This is a genomic window from Roseburia hominis A2-183 (assembly GCF_000225345.1).
GTDB lineage: Bacteria > Bacillota > Clostridia > Lachnospirales > Lachnospiraceae > Roseburia > Roseburia hominis.
In genome coordinates this window covers 2,410,918-2,427,265 of the sequence record NC_015977.1, presented here as the reverse complement: position 1 = coordinate 2,427,265, position 16,348 = coordinate 2,410,918, and the positions used below count along the sequence as shown (strand labels likewise).

Sequence of the window (16,348 nt, the reverse complement as noted above, 5' to 3'; positions counted from 1 at the left end):
ATAATTCTAAATAATTCTTTAGAAATTTTTCGGGTATTTCTGCGGGGAATTTTGCGGCAGATCAGGTAAAATGTAATCAATGCACGGGGAGGCGTGTGATTCTGCGGCGGATGTGTTATGATAGCAGAAAAGAGAACAAGAGCAGGAGCGGAAAAATGGAACAATATAACATTTTAATTGTTGAGGATGATAAAGAAATCAGGGACGGAATTGAAATCTTTTTAAAGAGTCAGAATTACAACGTATTCAAGGCGGCAGACGGCGTGGAAGGACTTGAGGTGATGGAGCGGGAGAAGATCTCGCTGGCGATCGTCGACATCATGATGCCGCGCATGGACGGCGTTACAATGACCATGAAGCTGCGGGAAAAATATGACTTTCCGGTCATTATGCTCTCGGCGAAGTCAGAGGAGACCGACAAGGTGATCGGGTTAAATATCGGGGCGGATGATTATGTGACCAAGCCGTTTACACCGTTGGAACTGATGGCGCGCGTCAATTCCCAGCTCCGCCGGTATACGCAGTTTGCAAACAGGAGTCCGAAGGAGGAAAAGAATGATCGGATTCATGTGATCGGAGGACTGGAACTGAATGAGGACACCGTGGAGGTGTTTGTGGATGGAAAACCGGTGAAGATGACGCCGATTGAGTTCAAGATACTTGCGCTCTTAATCCGGACACCGGGGCGTGTATATTCGGCGGACGAGATCTATGAGCGCGTGTGGAATGAAAAGGCGATCAATACCGATACGATTATGGTGCATGTGAGAAATATCCGGGACAAGATTGAGATCAACCCGAAAGATCCAAAATACTTAAAGGTGGTGTGGGGTGTTGGATATAAAATTGAAAAACAACAATAGAAACAACGGTGCCGGCAATAACAATGTCAGCGCAAATAACGATGCCAGCAGCAACAGTGGTGCCAGCAGAAATAATGGTGCCGGCAACAGCAGCAACAACAGCAATGCCGTAAACAGCAGCAAGCGGATTATCATAGCGATCGCGGGAATCATTTTCATCACGATCATTACCATGTGTTTTTTCCCGGTGGTGTACCGGACGGCTGAGAGACAGAAAGAGCAGCAGAAAGCGGAGATGATGCGCGAGTCCTCGGACAGCGTGGACAACGATACGGTACAGACACTCTATCAGGGCAGCTATGTCCTGTATGTAGAACAGATGGAGCGGAGCGGGCAGGCAGATGCAGGCGGACTGTTTTTGAATCTGCCGACGGATGATGAAGATTACCAGTATGTAAAGGACACGGTAACCTCTACGTTTGACGAATGGAAAAGCCAGTTTGAGAGTGACAGCTGGAACATCGATTACTGTGTATACAAAAGCAGTGCCGACTGCGTGAAAAATACGGATCAGCCGCTCGAGACATGCGTGGATGGAACTGTGACGGAGAAGATAAAGCAGTATTATACGGACATCGTATGCTTATCCTTTGACAAAGAGGGCGCGCTGGAAGTGACACCGCTGTACGACGAAAATATCAGCGGCAGCGTTCTGATCAAGGCGTTTCAGAATGTAGACCGGGAAAATCTTTTGGGACAGTCGCTGGGCGGATATGTGGAAGCAGGGCAGCTGCAGGGACCGAAGGACTTTAAGGTGATCTTCGGGCTTCCGGTATCAACGAGTGATACGATTTCCTTGGGAGATCCGTATGAGGATATGACAAATTACTGGGTGCAGGTGGTGTTAGTGTACCGTGCGTCCGGCGGAAGCATTCTGTTTCTGGTAAGCCTTGCTGCGGTGGCGGGATGGATGTTTCTTATGACGAGCAGGCGCATCTGGAACGAAGACATACCAATGCAACGCCCGGGGAAATGGTATCTCATGGAGGTGGCGGTGATTGCCGTCTGCTGCATGGCATGTATGGAGGAAAACTTCTACGATATCATAAGAAGCTATTCCTATTATAGCGAAGGAGTGGATGTTTTACTTGGAAACAATGCCTGGAGAGCCATCTTACAGCTTGGACAGATGATGGTCCCGCTCCTGTTTTTGTATGGCATCTGGTACGCGGCGCTTCGCGTACTGCGTCCGGTATTTTTCCTGGGAGTCAGGGAATATATCAGACAGTACAGCCTGATTTATCAGATTTTTCCGTGGTTGAAAAAATTGTGGAACACGTTCCGCTATGAGGTGGCGCATGTGGATTTTTCAGAAAAATCCACAAAGACGATCTGGAAAATCGTGCTGATCAACTTTGCGGTGCTGTCGCTCTGCTCGATGATGTGGTTTTTCGGCATCGGCGCGCTGATCGTGTACTCCATCTTTGTGTTCTGTTTTATCAAAAAATATTATGACAGGATCGGCAGAGATTATCAGGCGCTGCTGCGCAGTGTAAGCCGGATGGCGGACGGAGATCTGGACACGGAGATCACCGAGGATCTGGGAATATATGAGCCGATGAAGGTGGAGCTTTCCAGGGTGCGCGACGGATTTAAGAAGGCGGTGGATGAGGAAGTGAAGAGCCAGCGAATGAAAACGGATCTCATCACGAACGTTTCCCATGATTTAAAAACACCGCTCACGGCGATCACAACCTACGTGGAACTGTTAAAGAAGGAGGACATCACGGAGGAGGAGCGCAGGTCATACATTGAGACGCTCGATAAAAAGAGCCAGCGGTTAAAAATATTGATCGAGGATCTTTTTGAGGTCAGCAAGGCGACCAGCAACAATATTGTGCTGCATCCGATGGAAGTCGATGTGGTGAATCTGTTAAAGCAGGTTGCGGTGGAGCATACGGAGCGCTTTGCGGCGATGGGGCTTGTGCTGCGATGGGATGTGCCGGAGGAAAAAGTGATCGTGGTGCTTGACAATCAGAAGACATTCCGCATCTTTGAAAATCTGTTTGTCAATATCCAGAAATATGCGATGCCGCAGAGCCGTGTGTACGTGCAGGTACAGGAATACGGGATGGCACCGGAGGAGTTCGTGGAGATTACGATCAAAAATATGTCGGCAACGGAACTGAATTTTGATCCGGAGGAGATCACGGAGCGCTTCGTGCGCGGCGATACCTCACGCGGTACTGAGGGCTCAGGATTGGGGCTTGCCATCGCCAGAAGTTTTACCGAGGCGCAGGGCGGAAAACTGACGATCGAGGTGGACGGTGACTTATTCAAGGTTGTAATCAGACTGAAATGTGGTACACTACAGGTAGAAAAAGAGATGGAGGTTTAAGACACATGGAATCAATGGATGATTACAAGGAGGAGTTAGAAGCTTCTTTCCGCAGAATCAGAGAGGGAGATATTTTAACCGGCACGGTGATCGATGTCAACGAGGAGGGCGTTACGCTTGACCTGAAATATTATGCACCGGGATTTATCAGTGCGGAGGAGATGAGCAGCGATCCGGATTTCTCACTGGCGGAGGCTGTGCATGTGGGGGATACGATCGAGGCGACCGTGATCCGGGTAGACGACGGCGCAGGCAACATTCTTCTCTCACGCAGGGAAGCCAATGAAGAGCAGGCATGGGAGAAGCTCAAAGAGATGATGGAGGAGGGTACAACGGTAACCGTCCGCATCAAGGAGAGCGTGAAGGCAGGCGTTGTGGCATATCTTGAGGGGATCCGCGCGTTCATTCCGGCATCCCAGATCACATCCGCTTATGTGGAGGATACGGAGAGCTGGGTAGGAAAAGAGATTCCGGTCCGGGTCATCACGGTGGATGAGGAGCGCGAAAAGCTCGTGCTTTCCGGAAAGGCGGTCGCACTCGAGGCAGAGGCGGAGGAGCGCAATCACAAGATCTCTATGATCGTGCCGGGAACCGTGCTTGAGGGAACTGTCGAGAGCCTGATGCCGTACGGCGCATTTATTGATCTGGGCAACGGACTGAGCGGACTGGTACACATCTCACAGATCTGTGAGCGCAGAATCGGAAAGCCGTCCGAAGTGCTTAAGGTCGGAGAGAAAGTCAAGGCAAAGGTATTGAATACCAACGACAATAAGATCAGCCTGTCCATGAAGGCGCTGGCAGAGGAGATGGTAGATACCGAAGGCGTGGAAGATCTGGAGGCATATACAGACCACACATCCACAGGAACCAGCCTTGGCTCGCTTCTGGCAGGATTGAAGTTAGACTGATCAAACTATTTGAGAATCTTTCTCTAATAGAAAACTGATTCCGTTGCTTTTGCAACCGAAACGGCTCTTGCAATGTGATACATTTAGTTAGAATATTCTAACTATGCGTAAGAGGCAATTTCGGAGGAAAGCAATGAGAAAAGCAGGACTTGGAATCGACATCGGAAATGGAAGTATTTCCATCGTTGTTGTCGAAGGCGAAAACATCATATATAAAGATTACAGACTGCATCGCGGAGAACTGTATCAGAATCTTGTGGACATGCTTGGGCAGGTGGAGACATCGTGCGGCGACAGGATTTTGTATGCAGCGGTCAATCCCGGTGCAGTCTGTTTGTATCCGGGGATCCAAAAGAAAGTGCAGATCAACCGCATCAGCAGCCTTCTGGAAGGACAGAGAATGCTCTATCCGGACGCGGGAAGCATCGTAGAGATGGGAGCACAGAATTCCTGCTTCCTTACCGGAATCCGTGAGAGAGAGACGCTCTCCTACGCCATGAACGGGGAATGTGCCGCCGGAACGGGAGCATTTTTCGAGGATCAGATGTACCGGCTCGGACTTCCGCTGTCCGCCTACTCGGAGTATGTCAGACGGGCGAAAAGTGTGCCGCGGCTTGCGGGACGGTGCAGCGTGTTCGCCAAGACAGACCTGATCCACAGACAGCAGGAAGGTGTGCCGGTGGAAGATATTCTGCTCGGACTTTCCTATGCCGTGATCCGTAATTTTAAATCTGCGGTCGTGCGGAAGCTTCCGGTACAGCCGCCGGTGCTTGTGACGGGAGGCGTTGTCTATAATGAAGGCGTGCGCCTCGCCATCTGTGATATCTTCGGATTAAACGAGGAAGAACTACTTTGCGGGGAAGAGGGAGCTGTGGTGTCTGCTGCCGGAATCGCAGCCTGTGCATGTCACGGGAAGCTGGCCTTCGACTGGAAACACCCGGTCCGCAGGGAGGTGGCGGATGAGGAGCAAAAAAGAAAGGCGCTGCCGCGATATGACTACGAGAAGGAGGCACTTCACCGGACCAGACCGTTACATGGCGGGGAAAAGCTCTGGCTCGGGATTGACGTGGGATCCACGAGCACAAACCTTGTGCTGACGGGGGAGGACGGAGCCGTCATTGACGATCTGTATCTTAGAACGCGCGGCAATCCTCTCGGCGCGGTGCAGCAGGGAATGGCACAGTTAAAGCAGAAATACGGGGAAGCACTCACGTGGGAAGGCATTGGTGTCACGGGATCGGGGCGGTACTATATCGCGGAGAAGACCGGTGCAGGCACGGTGTTGGATGAGATCACGGCGCAGGCGCGCGCGGCTGCCCATCTGTGCCCGGAGGTGGATACCGTGTTTGAGATCGGCGGTCAGGACTCCAAATACATCAGTATCCGGGACGGCCAGGTTGTCGATTTCGAGATGAACAAAGTGTGTGCGGCGGGCACGGGCTCCTTCGTCGAGGAACAGGCGAACCGCATGGAAGTATCGCTGGAGGAGATCGGAAACAGTGCCTTGAAGGCAAATGTGCCGATCGATCTGGGAGAGCGCTGCACCGTGTTGATGGAATCCAAGATTGCAGCGGAGCTTGCGGCAGGCACGGACAAGGAGGATATCTGTGCAGGGCTGTGCCGCTCGATTGTCAGAAACTATTTAAACAGGGTAGTCGGCAATAAGCGCAAGGGAGAACATATCTGCCTTCAGGGCGGAGTCGTGCATAACGAGGGAATCGTTGCGGCTTTCTATGAAGTGTTTGGAGAACGGCTTCACATCACGCCGTTTTACGATGTGACCGGGGCATACGGAGCGGCGCTCGCGGCAAAAGAGCAGGGCGGTACATCCCAAAAGGAGAGCATCCGGAACGAGGAGAATTACCGGAAGAGCCAGAAATGGTTCCTGGCAGGCTATGACGGAACGCTGCTGCCGGGGAAAAAGACTGTGGGAATCCCGCGTGCGCTCATGATTTATAAATTTTTCCCGATGGCGTACCAGTATTTTAAGACTCTCGGATTTAATGTATTGCTGTCGCCGGAGACGGACGATAAGATCATTGCGCTCGGACAGGAGATGGCGGCGGAGGAGACCTGTTATCCGGTAAAATTACTGCACGGGCACATGGAATGGCTTGCGAGAAAAAAGGTGGACTACATTTTTATCCCGTGTATCCATACGATCCGGCATGAGACTTCCGGCGTTGCGCACAATTACGGCTGTGTCTATATGCAGACAGCGCCGCGGATTGTCGCAAGTGTGCTGGGGCTTTCGGAGCGCGGCGTGGAGCTGATCTGCCCGGTTCTGGATCTGGATATGGGAAAACCGCAGCTTGCGGGAGCGATGATCAAAGCGGGTCAGGAACTGGGATGCGACAAGGCACGGTGTGCGGCGGCGCTCGCGAAGGGCGCGGCGGCGATGGTGCGCTGTGAGAAGAATTCTGAAAAACTGGGCGCGCAGATCCTGGACGAGTTGAAACCGGAGGACAAGGTGCTCGTTCTGATTACAAGAAACTACGGCGTGTCAGACCCGGTTTTAAATATGGGAATTCCCGGGGAACTGTTAAAGAGAGGGTGCAGAGTGTTGACACTTTCCCATCTGAAAGGACATGATGTGGATTTGTCCGGTCATTATCCAAATTTGTACTGGCCATTTGCGCAGCACATTCTGTCGGGAGCGAAGATCATTAAGGAGCATCCGAATCTGTATGCCGTCTATCTGACGAACCACGGCTGCGGACCGGACGGCATGATCTCCCACCTTTTTGCGGAAATTATGGGGGACAAGCCGTACCTGAAAATAGAGGTGGACGAGCATCAGTCCAAGGTGGGAGTGATAACGAGAATCGAGGCGTTTTTAAACAGCTTATCCCATGTAGAGAACTGCACGGAGCGCGCCATACTGCCGGAGGCAGCCGTATTGTCCGAGCGGCTTCGGGACGGGAAGAAAGGCATGAAAGAGACGAAAGAACCGCAGCAGGAGACGGTGTATCTGCCGCCGCTGTCCGTGTATACAGAGTGGATGGCACTTTACCTGAATCAGAAAGGAAAACGCACGGCAGTACTGCCGGATTACACGGCGCAGGATCTTCATGCGGGAAAAGCGTACAGCACCGCAAAAGAATACTGTACATTCTCGGCTGCGGCAGGACAGATTGCAAACCGGCTGCAGGAGACGGACGGGGAGGAAAAACAGTTTCTGGTATTCCAGACCGAGGGTGCGGAGGCGGACGGAATGGTTCCGGAAATCCTGCGTGCGGTCTTAGATGCGGACGGAAAGAGGGCGCATCTTGTGACACCGTTTCTGGAACAGCTGCTTTTTGCGGAAGAAGCGGATATCTTGTGGCAGGTGCTCTTACTCGGGGATGCATGGCACTGCCTAGATGAGGAGTGGCGGGAAAAGGTGCGTGCCTCTTTCCGGGAGAAGACCGCCGCGCCGGATGCCTGGAGCAGGGAGTGGACCAAAAGCCTTTTACAGGAGTGGGCGGTATATGTGACGGAGGACAGACAGCTGCTGCTGGCCGGCGATCCGATTGTGCTGCATAGCGCTTATCTGAATCAGAATATGGAGGAAGCGGTGAGGAAACATGCTTTTGTTCCGGTGTATATGCCGCTCTCGGAATATCTGTGGTTCCTTGCTGCGGAGTCGGGGCGAAAGATTCCGGAGCATTTTACAGAACAGCTGCATGAATTTATGCAGATTTACCGCGGCGTTTACGGCAGCTGGAAGCAGCCGGACGAACGCTTACAGGAGATCCGGGAGAAGTTTCCGCTGGTTCACGGAGCAAACCTCCGCTATCTGTGCAGCCTGATGGAGCAGGAACTGCCGCGTGGAAAAGGAATGATTCTGGTGTCACCGGAATATGCCAACTATGCGTCGGTGATGGAGATGCTGCGCACGGGGTCAAAATATCCGCTGCTGCACGCCAGGGCGGACGGAAATGAGGAAGCGGAAGAAGTGGAGCGGAGAGAAATCTTTCTGGGGCTGCTGGAATAATAAAGGAGACAAAAAGGAATTGCCGCAATAAGAATATCGTTCTTTGGATTGGTAAGTAATATTATCAGAAAACCACACCGTGGGATTTCAGATGAAAATGCAGATGGAAATTCGGTTCAAAAAATGTGGCATTTCTAACCAGCCGAATGTTTGCATCTTCGATGATCCGTGTCTTTCCAAGTTTGGAGCACTCCGCGGGTCATGTCCGCATCCCGGAAGACAATTTATAGGACTTTTGTGTGTGTCCCTTATGGCACCTCTGAACAAAACATAACCGCGCGAAGCCGCTGTTTGAGTCGGCATCTGCCCTATTTTTAATAGCAGATGCCGACGAGTTCGGTTCGCGCGGTTTTATATTGTCTGTGAAGAGGCGCCATTAGGGACACCAGAAAGTCCGCCCATTGTCTCCGGTGTGTCGGACATGCACCCGCCGGATTGTCCAAACGTGGAAGAGACACGGAATCCGATGCAAACATTCAGCCGGAAGAAATGCTCGCATTTTTTTCCAACGAATATTCTATCTGCATTTCCACATGAAATCCCGAAGAGTGTTTCTGATAATATTACTTATCACTCCCAAGAGATCTATGCTTATCGCGGCAATTCCTTTTTTAATCGAGGCTTACAGCAGCTGGATTCCGCTCTTTTCGCATGCCTGCATCATCTCATCCGGCCACAGGGAGGACTGCACCTCGCCGATGTGCGCCTTGCGCAGGAAAAACATACAGATACGGGACTGACCGATACCGCCGCCGATGGTGTAAGGAAGCTCGCCGTCGATGATCGCCTTCTGGAACGGAAGCTTCGCGCGGTCTTCACAGCCTGCCTTTTTAAGCTGGGACAGCAGGGCTTTTTTGTCCACGCGGATTCCCATGGAAGAAAGCTCAAGGGCAATGTCAAGTACCGGATAGTATACAAGAATGTCTGCGTTTAACGCCCAGTCGTCGTAATCCGGCGCGCGTCCGTCGTGCGGTTCGCCGTTTTCCAGCGTATCGCCGATCTTTAAGATGCACACGGCGCCTTTGGTCTTGGTGATATAGTATTCGCGCTCCTTCGGCGTGTTGTCCGGGAACATCTCCGCAAGCTCTTCCGTCGTGACGAAAAAGATGTCGTGCGGCAGGATCTCCTCGATGTAATCGTACTGGATCGCCATGTATTTTTCGGTCTTGCGCAGGCATTTGTATACGGTGTTCACCGTTTCCTTTAAGGTGTCGAGCGTGCGCTCCTCCTGCTTGATGACTTTCTCCCAATCCCACTGATCCACGAAGATGGAGTGGATATTGTCGGTGATCTCATCGCGCCGGATGGCGTTCATGTCGGTGTAAAGACCTTCCCCGTAAGAAAAGCCGTATTTTTTGAGCGCGTAGCGCTTCCATTTGGCAAGTGACTGAACAACCTCCGCGGTTCTGCCGTTCTGCTCCTTGATGTCGAAGGTGACCGGGCGCTCCACACCGTTTAAGTTGTCGTTGAGACCGGACAGCGGGTCTACAAACAGAGGGGCGGATACACGGGACAGATTCAGGCGCAGTGCAAGCAGTCCCTGGAAAAAGTCCTTGACCGTCTTGATCGCAATCTGTGTATCATGCAAATTCAATTCTGAATGATAATCTTTTGGAATGATTAAATTGTCCATCTGGGGTTCTCCTCTCTTGTGTACGCAAAAGCGTAGACATTAACCTAAATAATTATAGCACAGGGCAGTTCATTTTCAAGAAAAGATACAGGTATTTGAAAAATAATACGTGTATACAATTTGAGACGAAAGGGCGCTCGGAAATGGTATAAACATGCGACTTCAGGGCGGGAATCCGTCGATAGATGTTGACAGTAATATGCAAAAATGAGAAAATATTGACAAGATTATTATGCAATTATCATAGAATCTGGGGTATCACAAGAGAAAAGGAGTTGAGGCACATGCAAAAGGAAAAAGGAATCGTATCGATTAAGGTTAAGCTTTTAGGTGTGATCGTTCCGGTTGTCATTGTCAGCATTCTGGTGCTCGTACTGATCGCCTACCGCACGTCGGCAGGGCTGATTGAGAGCTATTCCGAGAATCTGCTGGAGTCATCGGTGGAGAATCAGGCGTCGCAGATTGAGAGCTGGCTGGAACAGAATATCGGGGCGTTCCAGATAGTGAAGACAACGATAGAGAACACGAAGCCGGACGACAAGGAATTACAGACCATGCTGGATTCCTACTATAATTATAACTCAAATTATCCGGAGGGACTTTACATCGCGGATGAGACCGGAAAGCTCTGGAAAGCGTCGGATTCGGCGATGAGTGAGTCGGATCCGGTCAACAGTGTCTGGTATCAGGAGGGACTGACCAGAGTCAATATGGCGATCGGATCTTCCTATGTTAATTCAGAAGGCGTCAGTGTCATCAGTGCATCCGGTATTTTAAATGACGGCAGCGGCAAGATGAAAGTCATCTCTGCGGATATGACGCTCGACCGCATTTCCGTCATTGTAAATGCGTTTATCGAGATGAAGAATGCGGAGGCTATCCTCGTGGACAAGGATACGGCAACGATTCTGGCAAGCCGTGATTCAGCGAAGATTTCCACGACGCTCGGCAGCGACGGCAGCAGTGCATTCGAGCAGAGTGTAGCGGCGAAGATTGCGGATCGTGATTACAGCTTTTCCACATTGGACGGCAATATGACCGTGTTCAAGGAGGTATCCGGAACTAACTGGATTCTGGTTTCCTATATTCCGACCAGCATTGTACTGGCAGACCTTGCGAACCTCAGGAATCTGATGATTCTGATCAGTGTGATCTCCATTCTGATTCTGTGTGTAGTGATTGAGCGCACAACGCATGTTGTGATCGCACCTGTCCGGAAGCTGACGAACGTCATCAAGGCGCTGACGGACGGCGACTTTACCGTATCGGTCAAGAGCAGCGGCAATGATGAGATTGCGCTTATGAGCCGCAGCGTGGAGCGCTTTATCGCATCCATGAAGCAGATGATTGCGTCCATGGGAGACATTTCCGGAAAACTGGGAACGCAGGCGGATGCGAGCGACAGTGTGTCCAGAGAGATGCAGTCGGCGGCAAATGTCCAGTCCCAGTCCATGAGTGAGCTGAATATGACGGTGGATCAGCTGTCCGTTTCCGTCAATGAGATTGCAGACAACGCGACCAAGCTTGCCGGTGTGGTTGCAGACACGAAGGACGACAGCGTGAATGTCGGCAACAAGATGCGCGAGACTGTTGAGGTATCCCAGAAGGGACGCGAGGATATGGAGCATGTCGGCGAGGCGCTTGAGAATATCCGCACCTCTATCCAGAATCTGGAAGCGGCGGTAAATAAAGTGGGTACGGCATCCGGTGAGATTGTTGAGATTGTACAGCTGATCGGAAATATTGCGGAGGAGACCAACCTCCTGTCCTTAAACGCTTCCATTGAGGCAGCGAGAGCGGGCGAGGCAGGAAGAGGATTCGCAGTCGTCGCTTCTGAGATCGGAACGCTTGCAAGCAACAGTACCGCATCGGTAGAGCATATTTCAAAGCTCATCCATGAGGTCAATGAACTTGTGGCGGATGCAGTGCGTCAGGCAGGCGACAGCGCCGACAATATCAATGAGAGCAGTGGATTGATTCATACGGCAATTGATACCTTTGATAGGATTTATGACAACATTCAGCAGACAAGCGCTCTGATCGACCAGATGGTTGACAAGATCAATCAGGTAGATGAAGTGGCGACCAACGTGGCGGCAATTTCGGAGGAGCAGGCGGCAAGCTCAGATGAGATTCTTGCAACATCAGAGTCCATGCTGACGCAGGCAAAGGGAATTGCAGAGAACAGTGAGAACGTGGCAAAAGAATCCAGAAGCCTGACAGAGTCATCCATACAGCTGGCAGATCAGGTTAAGCTGTTTCGCATTTAAGGGGGGTATCAGATATGAAGAGATTGATGAGTGCAGCACTCGTGGCTGCGCTGGGAGTGACGTGCCTCGGAGGCTGCCAGGCGGGCAGCACAGGAGGAGATACCGCGGTGAATGGCAAGGGAGTGAAGATCTATGTATCACTGTCACAGGCAGATGCGTTCCGTAATACATTGATCGATGCGGCAAAGAAGACAGCGGAGGCGAGTGGAGCAGAGATCGTGGTGTACGATGCGGAGAACTCCATCGAGAACCAGGTAGCGCAGATTAAACAGGCGGTTGCGGAAGATTATGATGCGATCATGTGTGGACCGGTCGATGCGGACACTGCGCTGGAACTGGAAGCGCTGGCGGGAGATATTCCGATTGTATTTTACAACAGCTGTCCGGATGCATCGGTGCTGGAACCGGACAAATACATTTATGTAGGATCGGATGAGGGAGTTGCCGGACAATACCAGGCAGAATATATTCTGGATCAGATGAGTGACAAGGATGAGATCAATGTGGTACTCTTAAAGGGACCGAAGAATCATTCCGCAACCAAGGGAAGATCCGAGGAGTTCAAAAATACGCTTAAGGCATCCGGCAAGAAGATCAACGTCGTGTTTGAGGATAACGCAGACTGGGAGCAGGGAATTGCAGAAGATTATTTCGATCTGTTCCTGCAGACAGGCAAGCAGTTTGATGCGGTGGTATGCAACAATGATACCATGGCGCTTGGAGTCATCGATTCCTGCAAGAAGAATGGCATATCGGGAGTACCGGTTCTTGGAATTGACGCGACAGCAGATGGCTGTGCGGCAATCCAGGCGGGGGATATGGCATTTACCGTATACCAGTCGGGAAGCGGACAGGGTGAGGCGGCTGTCAAGGCGGCAATCGCACTCGGTTCCGGAGGAACGACGCAGGGAATGGAAGGCCTGTCGGACGACGGACTTTACGTCTGGGTACCGTTCGAGAAGGTGGACAGTTCCAATGTGGCAGATTATCAGTAATAGAGAGGGAAGAGGGCATCAGTGCGGTCTGCACTGATGCCGTTTTGGTGTAAGAGAATGGAATATACGCATGTGACACATACGTTTGGACCTGTTTATGACGATGCATCCCGGATTCTGATTCTGGGATCCTTTCCGTCTGTAAAGTCGAGAGAACAGCAGTTTTATTACGGTCATCCGCAGAACCGTTTCTGGAAAGTGCTGGCAGCGGTCTTTGAGGATACGCTGCCGGAGACGATTCCGCAGAAAAAGGCGTTTTTGTTAGAGCACCATATTGCGCTGTGGGATGTCATTGCCTCCTGTGACATTGCAGGATCATCGGACAGTTCGATCCGCAATGTGACGGCGAATGACATGGAAGTGATCTTAAAGACGGCGGACATCCGGCGCATCTGTGCCAACGGGGATACGGCGTACCGCCTGTTTTCTAAATATTGTCTGACCGCGGAGATGCCGGAAGTAAAAAAGCTGCCGTCTACGAGTCCTGCCAATGCCGCATGGAATTTAGAGCGGCTGACACAGTGTTGGGCGCAGGAACTTTTGCTGTAAGAAAAAGAGAGGGAAAAGGAGGTGTGAGACATATGAAAAAGAACGAGATGACATGGCAGGTGATGCTCATTGAGGCAGTCGGTATCGTATCGGCGATCGCCTATCTCGGGTTACAGATCTATTACGGGATCGCGTTCCACGTCAATCCGGTGAACCTGATGATGAATCTTGTGTTTATGATTCTGGTATATGTGGGTCTGACCCTCCTTGCCGTCTACCCGGAACGTGTGAACGGATTGACAAGGGAGGTATGCAGCGGTAAGATCAGACAGTATACGCTTCGGATGGTTCGGATGGTCAAGCTTGTCTTTGTGGAGGGACTTTTATTCACCAGCGTCTGTGATGCGCTCGGGAAAGAATTAAAACAGGGATACAGCCTGATTATCGTGGTATTGATTGCAGCGATTGCGGTGTATTATGAGGGAAGGATCATACACATTCTGAAGCAGAATAACAAAAGATAGAAAGGCATCTGCAATGACAAAGGATATGACGGAAGGAGCGATACCGCCTCTTCTGGTAGGTTTTACAATTCCACTTGTTCTCGGAAATCTGTTTCAGCTTTTCTACAATGCGGTCGACAGTATGATTGTCGGAAAATTTGTGGGGGAGACGGCGCTTGCCGCGGTCGGTACGAGCAGTCCGCTGATGACGCTTGCGATTCTGTTTATCAGTGGCATGTGCATGGGAGCAGGCGTTCTGATGGGAATGCACTACGGCGCAAAGGATTATGATGTCCTGGAGCGGCAGATCAGTTCGACCATGATCGGCGGGCTGATGTTTTCCGTCCTGCTTTCAGCCGTCTGCGTTTTTCTGACGCCGTGGCTGCTTCGGCTGATAAGGACGCAGGAGGAAGTGCTTCCGATTGCTACGGGGTACCTCCGCATTATTTTCTGCGGACTGATCTTTACGTTTATTTACAACTTTTATGCGAGCACATTGCGGGCACTTGGCGACAGCAGATCGCCGCTTTATTTTCTGATGATCAGCGCTGCACTCAATGTGGCGGGAGACCTGTTTTTCGTGGTGGTGCTAGGCTGGGGCAGCAACGGATGTGCCTTTTCGACGGTGCTAAGCGAGGCACTCTGCTGTCTGCTGTGCGGGCTATATATTAAGAAAAAGGTAAAGATTCTCTGCCTGGGGCGCAAGTGGCGCGTGTTTGACCGGAGGTTATTTTATAAGACGGTGCAGTTTGGCTGGGTGAGCGCCATGCAGCAGGCGACGGTACAGCTCGGCAAGATCGGAATCCAGGCGATTGTCAATACAATGGGAATCTCTGTCATGGCGGCGTTTGCAGTCGTAAACCGCATTGATGATTTTGCCTACACTCCGGAGCAGAATATCGCCCATGCGATGACCGCGCTGCTGGCACAGAACAAAGGTGCCGGCAAAAAGGAGCGGATCCGGGAGGGATTCCGTTGCGGGCTGTGGATCGAGATGATCTATGCGCTCTTTATCTGTGTGGTCTGCTTTGTGTTTGCGCGTCCGCTGATGAAGCTGTTTGTGACGGATGAGGAGGTGATCTCCCTGGGAGTGATCTATCTGCATGCGATTGCGGTGATGTATTTTCTGCCGGCGGCCACAAACGGGATTCAGGGATATTTTCGCGGAATGGGCGACCTCAAGGTGACGCTCAGCAGCAGTTTTATCAACATGGGAGTGCGGGTGGCGGCAGCCATTCCGCTGGTATTTTCCATGAAACTTGGAATTGTGGCACTGCCGGTTGCCTACCTGATCGGATGGCTGGCAATGCTGGCGGCGGAGACACCATTGCTTTTCCGCCGGAAAGAGTGAGCGGGAGGCGGTTGCTTTTTCCTGCTTTACAAAGAAAAATGATAATGATAGAATACCCATAGGTGTTTTTTGTTCGGAAGACACAAAGGGAGGAAGCGTTTATGGCAAACCTGTTTCAGCTTTTACTGGCGCAGATTCACCCCAGACAAGGAAGACCTGCAGGAGAGCCGGAACGGGCGGAGGGATATAAGACACACCCGAAGCGCGAGAGCAATAATAAGGTTCGGGAGACCAGGGTTTTAGAGACCGGGGAGAGCACGCAGGAACGGGAAAGGATACAGACAGAAGTGGAAAAGGAAGATTTCTTATTAAGTCAGATCGACGAGTTTCGTGAGAAGGCGAAACAGCTGCAGGATCTGCTTGCAGCGAAGGAGAATAAAGTACAGGAACTGCAGTCGATTGTCAACGAGCGGGAAGGCAAGGCCGAGGAGTGGCAGCACATTCTGGTGGAGCGCCAGGAGGAAGCTGACAAGATCGTGACAGAGTTCACGAAGAAGGTCGATGATCTGGCAGACCGTGTGACAGCGAAGATGACCGAGATTGAGACAAGCATCTCGGGGCAGGTTGCGGAGGTAAAGCGTGCGAGCGAGGAGCAGCTTGCATCGAACCGCAAGCTGAATGAGGATCAGATTGCTGCAAATAAAAAGCTTTCCGAGGAGCAGCTTGCGACAAACAAGCAGTTTTTGGAGGAGCAGGCAATCGCGAACAAGAAGCTTTCCGAGGGACAGATCGCCGAGGTCAAGGCGCTGCTTGAGAATGCGACAGCACAGCTGGAATCCATCAAGACAGATCTCTCCGAGAAGGTACATTCGGAGAACGTGAAGTGCTACCGCAACATTCAGGATCTGTTCAACGAATTTGATTCCAAGATCGAAAAGATGGACGAGATGGAGCAGGGAGTCGGATCGGTGAAGGGATATGTCAAATGTCTTTCCTGGTTTGCAATTCTGAACTTTGTTGTTCTGATCGGATTCATCCTGTATTCTCTCGGTGTGTTTAATTTTTAGCTTTAAGGAATAGAA

11 protein-coding genes are annotated in these 16,348 nt (G+C 51.3%); 10 read left to right on the top strand and 1 reads right to left on the bottom strand.

From position 1 onward, the window contains the following. The first annotated feature begins 155 nt into the window (after positions 1 to 155). From RHOM_RS10865 to RHOM_RS10850, 4 genes are all read left to right on the top strand, one after another. Complete coding sequence (locus RHOM_RS10865; RefSeq protein ID WP_014080355.1) at positions 156 to 863, top strand: response regulator transcription factor; 708 nt, start codon at positions 156 to 158, stop codon at positions 861 to 863. Next, complete coding sequence (locus RHOM_RS16550; protein WP_143761712.1) at positions 847 to 3,201, top strand: sensor histidine kinase; 2,355 nt, start codon at positions 847 to 849, stop codon at positions 3,199 to 3,201. The genes RHOM_RS10865 and RHOM_RS16550 overlap by 17 nt, the downstream gene beginning before the upstream one ends. Positions 3,202 to 3,206: 5 nt before the next feature. Beyond that, positions 3,207 to 4,109, top strand: a complete 903-nt coding sequence (locus tag RHOM_RS10855; RefSeq protein WP_014080353.1) for a 30S ribosomal protein S1 — start codon at positions 3,207 to 3,209, stop codon at positions 4,107 to 4,109. A gap of 133 nt (positions 4,110 to 4,242) precedes the next feature. After that, positions 4,243 to 8,085: an acyl-CoA dehydratase activase gene (locus RHOM_RS10850; protein WP_014080352.1), complete on the top strand. Its 3,843-nt coding sequence runs from the start codon at positions 4,243 to 4,245 to the stop codon at positions 8,083 to 8,085. A 622-nt stretch (positions 8,086 to 8,707) separates the two neighbouring features. Here RHOM_RS10850 and asnA read toward each other — a convergent pair. Further along, positions 8,708 to 9,718: an aspartate--ammonia ligase gene (gene asnA / locus RHOM_RS10845; RefSeq protein ID WP_014080351.1), complete on the bottom strand. Its 1,011-nt coding sequence runs from the start codon at positions 9,716 to 9,718 to the stop codon at positions 8,708 to 8,710. A gap of 284 nt (positions 9,719 to 10,002) precedes the next feature. Between asnA and RHOM_RS10840 the strand changes: the two genes are divergently transcribed. From RHOM_RS10840 to RHOM_RS10815, 6 genes are all read left to right on the top strand, one after another. After that, complete coding sequence (locus RHOM_RS10840; RefSeq protein ID WP_014080350.1) at positions 10,003 to 11,988, top strand: methyl-accepting chemotaxis protein; 1,986 nt, start codon at positions 10,003 to 10,005, stop codon at positions 11,986 to 11,988. Positions 11,989 to 12,002: 14 nt separating this feature from the next. Then, on the top strand, positions 12,003 to 12,983 hold the full coding sequence (locus tag RHOM_RS10835; RefSeq protein ID WP_014080349.1) for a sugar ABC transporter substrate-binding protein: 981 nt from the start codon (positions 12,003 to 12,005) through the stop codon (positions 12,981 to 12,983). Positions 12,984 to 13,040: 57 nt separating this feature from the next. Continuing rightward, positions 13,041 to 13,532, top strand: a complete 492-nt coding sequence (locus tag RHOM_RS10830; protein ID WP_044024677.1) for a DNA-deoxyinosine glycosylase — start codon at positions 13,041 to 13,043, stop codon at positions 13,530 to 13,532. Between the two features lie 32 nt (positions 13,533 to 13,564). Further along, positions 13,565 to 13,996 carry a hypothetical protein gene (locus RHOM_RS10825; protein ID WP_014080347.1) on the top strand — a complete coding sequence of 144 codons (432 nt, stop codon included), beginning with the start codon at positions 13,565 to 13,567 and terminating at the stop codon, positions 13,994 to 13,996. Positions 13,997 to 14,009: 13 nt separating this feature from the next. Next, positions 14,010 to 15,326, top strand: a complete 1,317-nt coding sequence (locus RHOM_RS10820) for an MATE family efflux transporter (protein ID WP_014080346.1) — start codon at positions 14,010 to 14,012, stop codon at positions 15,324 to 15,326. 101 nt (positions 15,327 to 15,427) lie between these two features. Further along, entirely contained in the window at positions 15,428 to 16,333 is a 906-nt protein-coding gene (locus RHOM_RS10815; RefSeq protein ID WP_014080345.1) for a hypothetical protein, read from the top strand. Positions 16,334 to 16,348: the final 15 nt, after the last annotated feature.

Excerpts from the sequence above, each read along its gene's own strand:
- RHOM_RS10835 (WP_014080349.1), top strand. The coding sequence starts at position 12,003 with ATGAAGAGATTGATGAGTGCAGCACTCGTGGCTGCGCTGGGAGTGACG.
- RHOM_RS10830 (WP_044024677.1), top strand. The coding sequence starts at position 13,041 with ATGGAATATACGCATGTGACACATACGTTTGGACCTGTTTATGACGAT.
- RHOM_RS10820 (WP_014080346.1), top strand. The coding sequence starts at position 14,010 with ATGACAAAGGATATGACGGAAGGAGCGATACCGCCTCTTCTGGTAGGT.
- asnA (WP_014080351.1), bottom strand. The coding sequence starts at position 9,718 with ATGGACAATTTAATCATTCCAAAAGATTATCATTCAGAATTGAATTTG.
- RHOM_RS10840 (WP_014080350.1), top strand. The coding sequence starts at position 10,003 with ATGCAAAAGGAAAAAGGAATCGTATCGATTAAGGTTAAGCTTTTAGGT.
- RHOM_RS10815 (WP_014080345.1), top strand. The coding sequence starts at position 15,428 with ATGGCAAACCTGTTTCAGCTTTTACTGGCGCAGATTCACCCCAGACAA.
- RHOM_RS10855 (WP_014080353.1), top strand. The coding sequence starts at position 3,207 with ATGGAATCAATGGATGATTACAAGGAGGAGTTAGAAGCTTCTTTCCGC.
- RHOM_RS10850 (WP_014080352.1), top strand. The coding sequence starts at position 4,243 with ATGAGAAAAGCAGGACTTGGAATCGACATCGGAAATGGAAGTATTTCC.
- RHOM_RS10865 (WP_014080355.1), top strand. The coding sequence starts at position 156 with ATGGAACAATATAACATTTTAATTGTTGAGGATGATAAAGAAATCAGG.
- RHOM_RS10825 (WP_014080347.1), top strand. The coding sequence starts at position 13,565 with ATGAAAAAGAACGAGATGACATGGCAGGTGATGCTCATTGAGGCAGTC.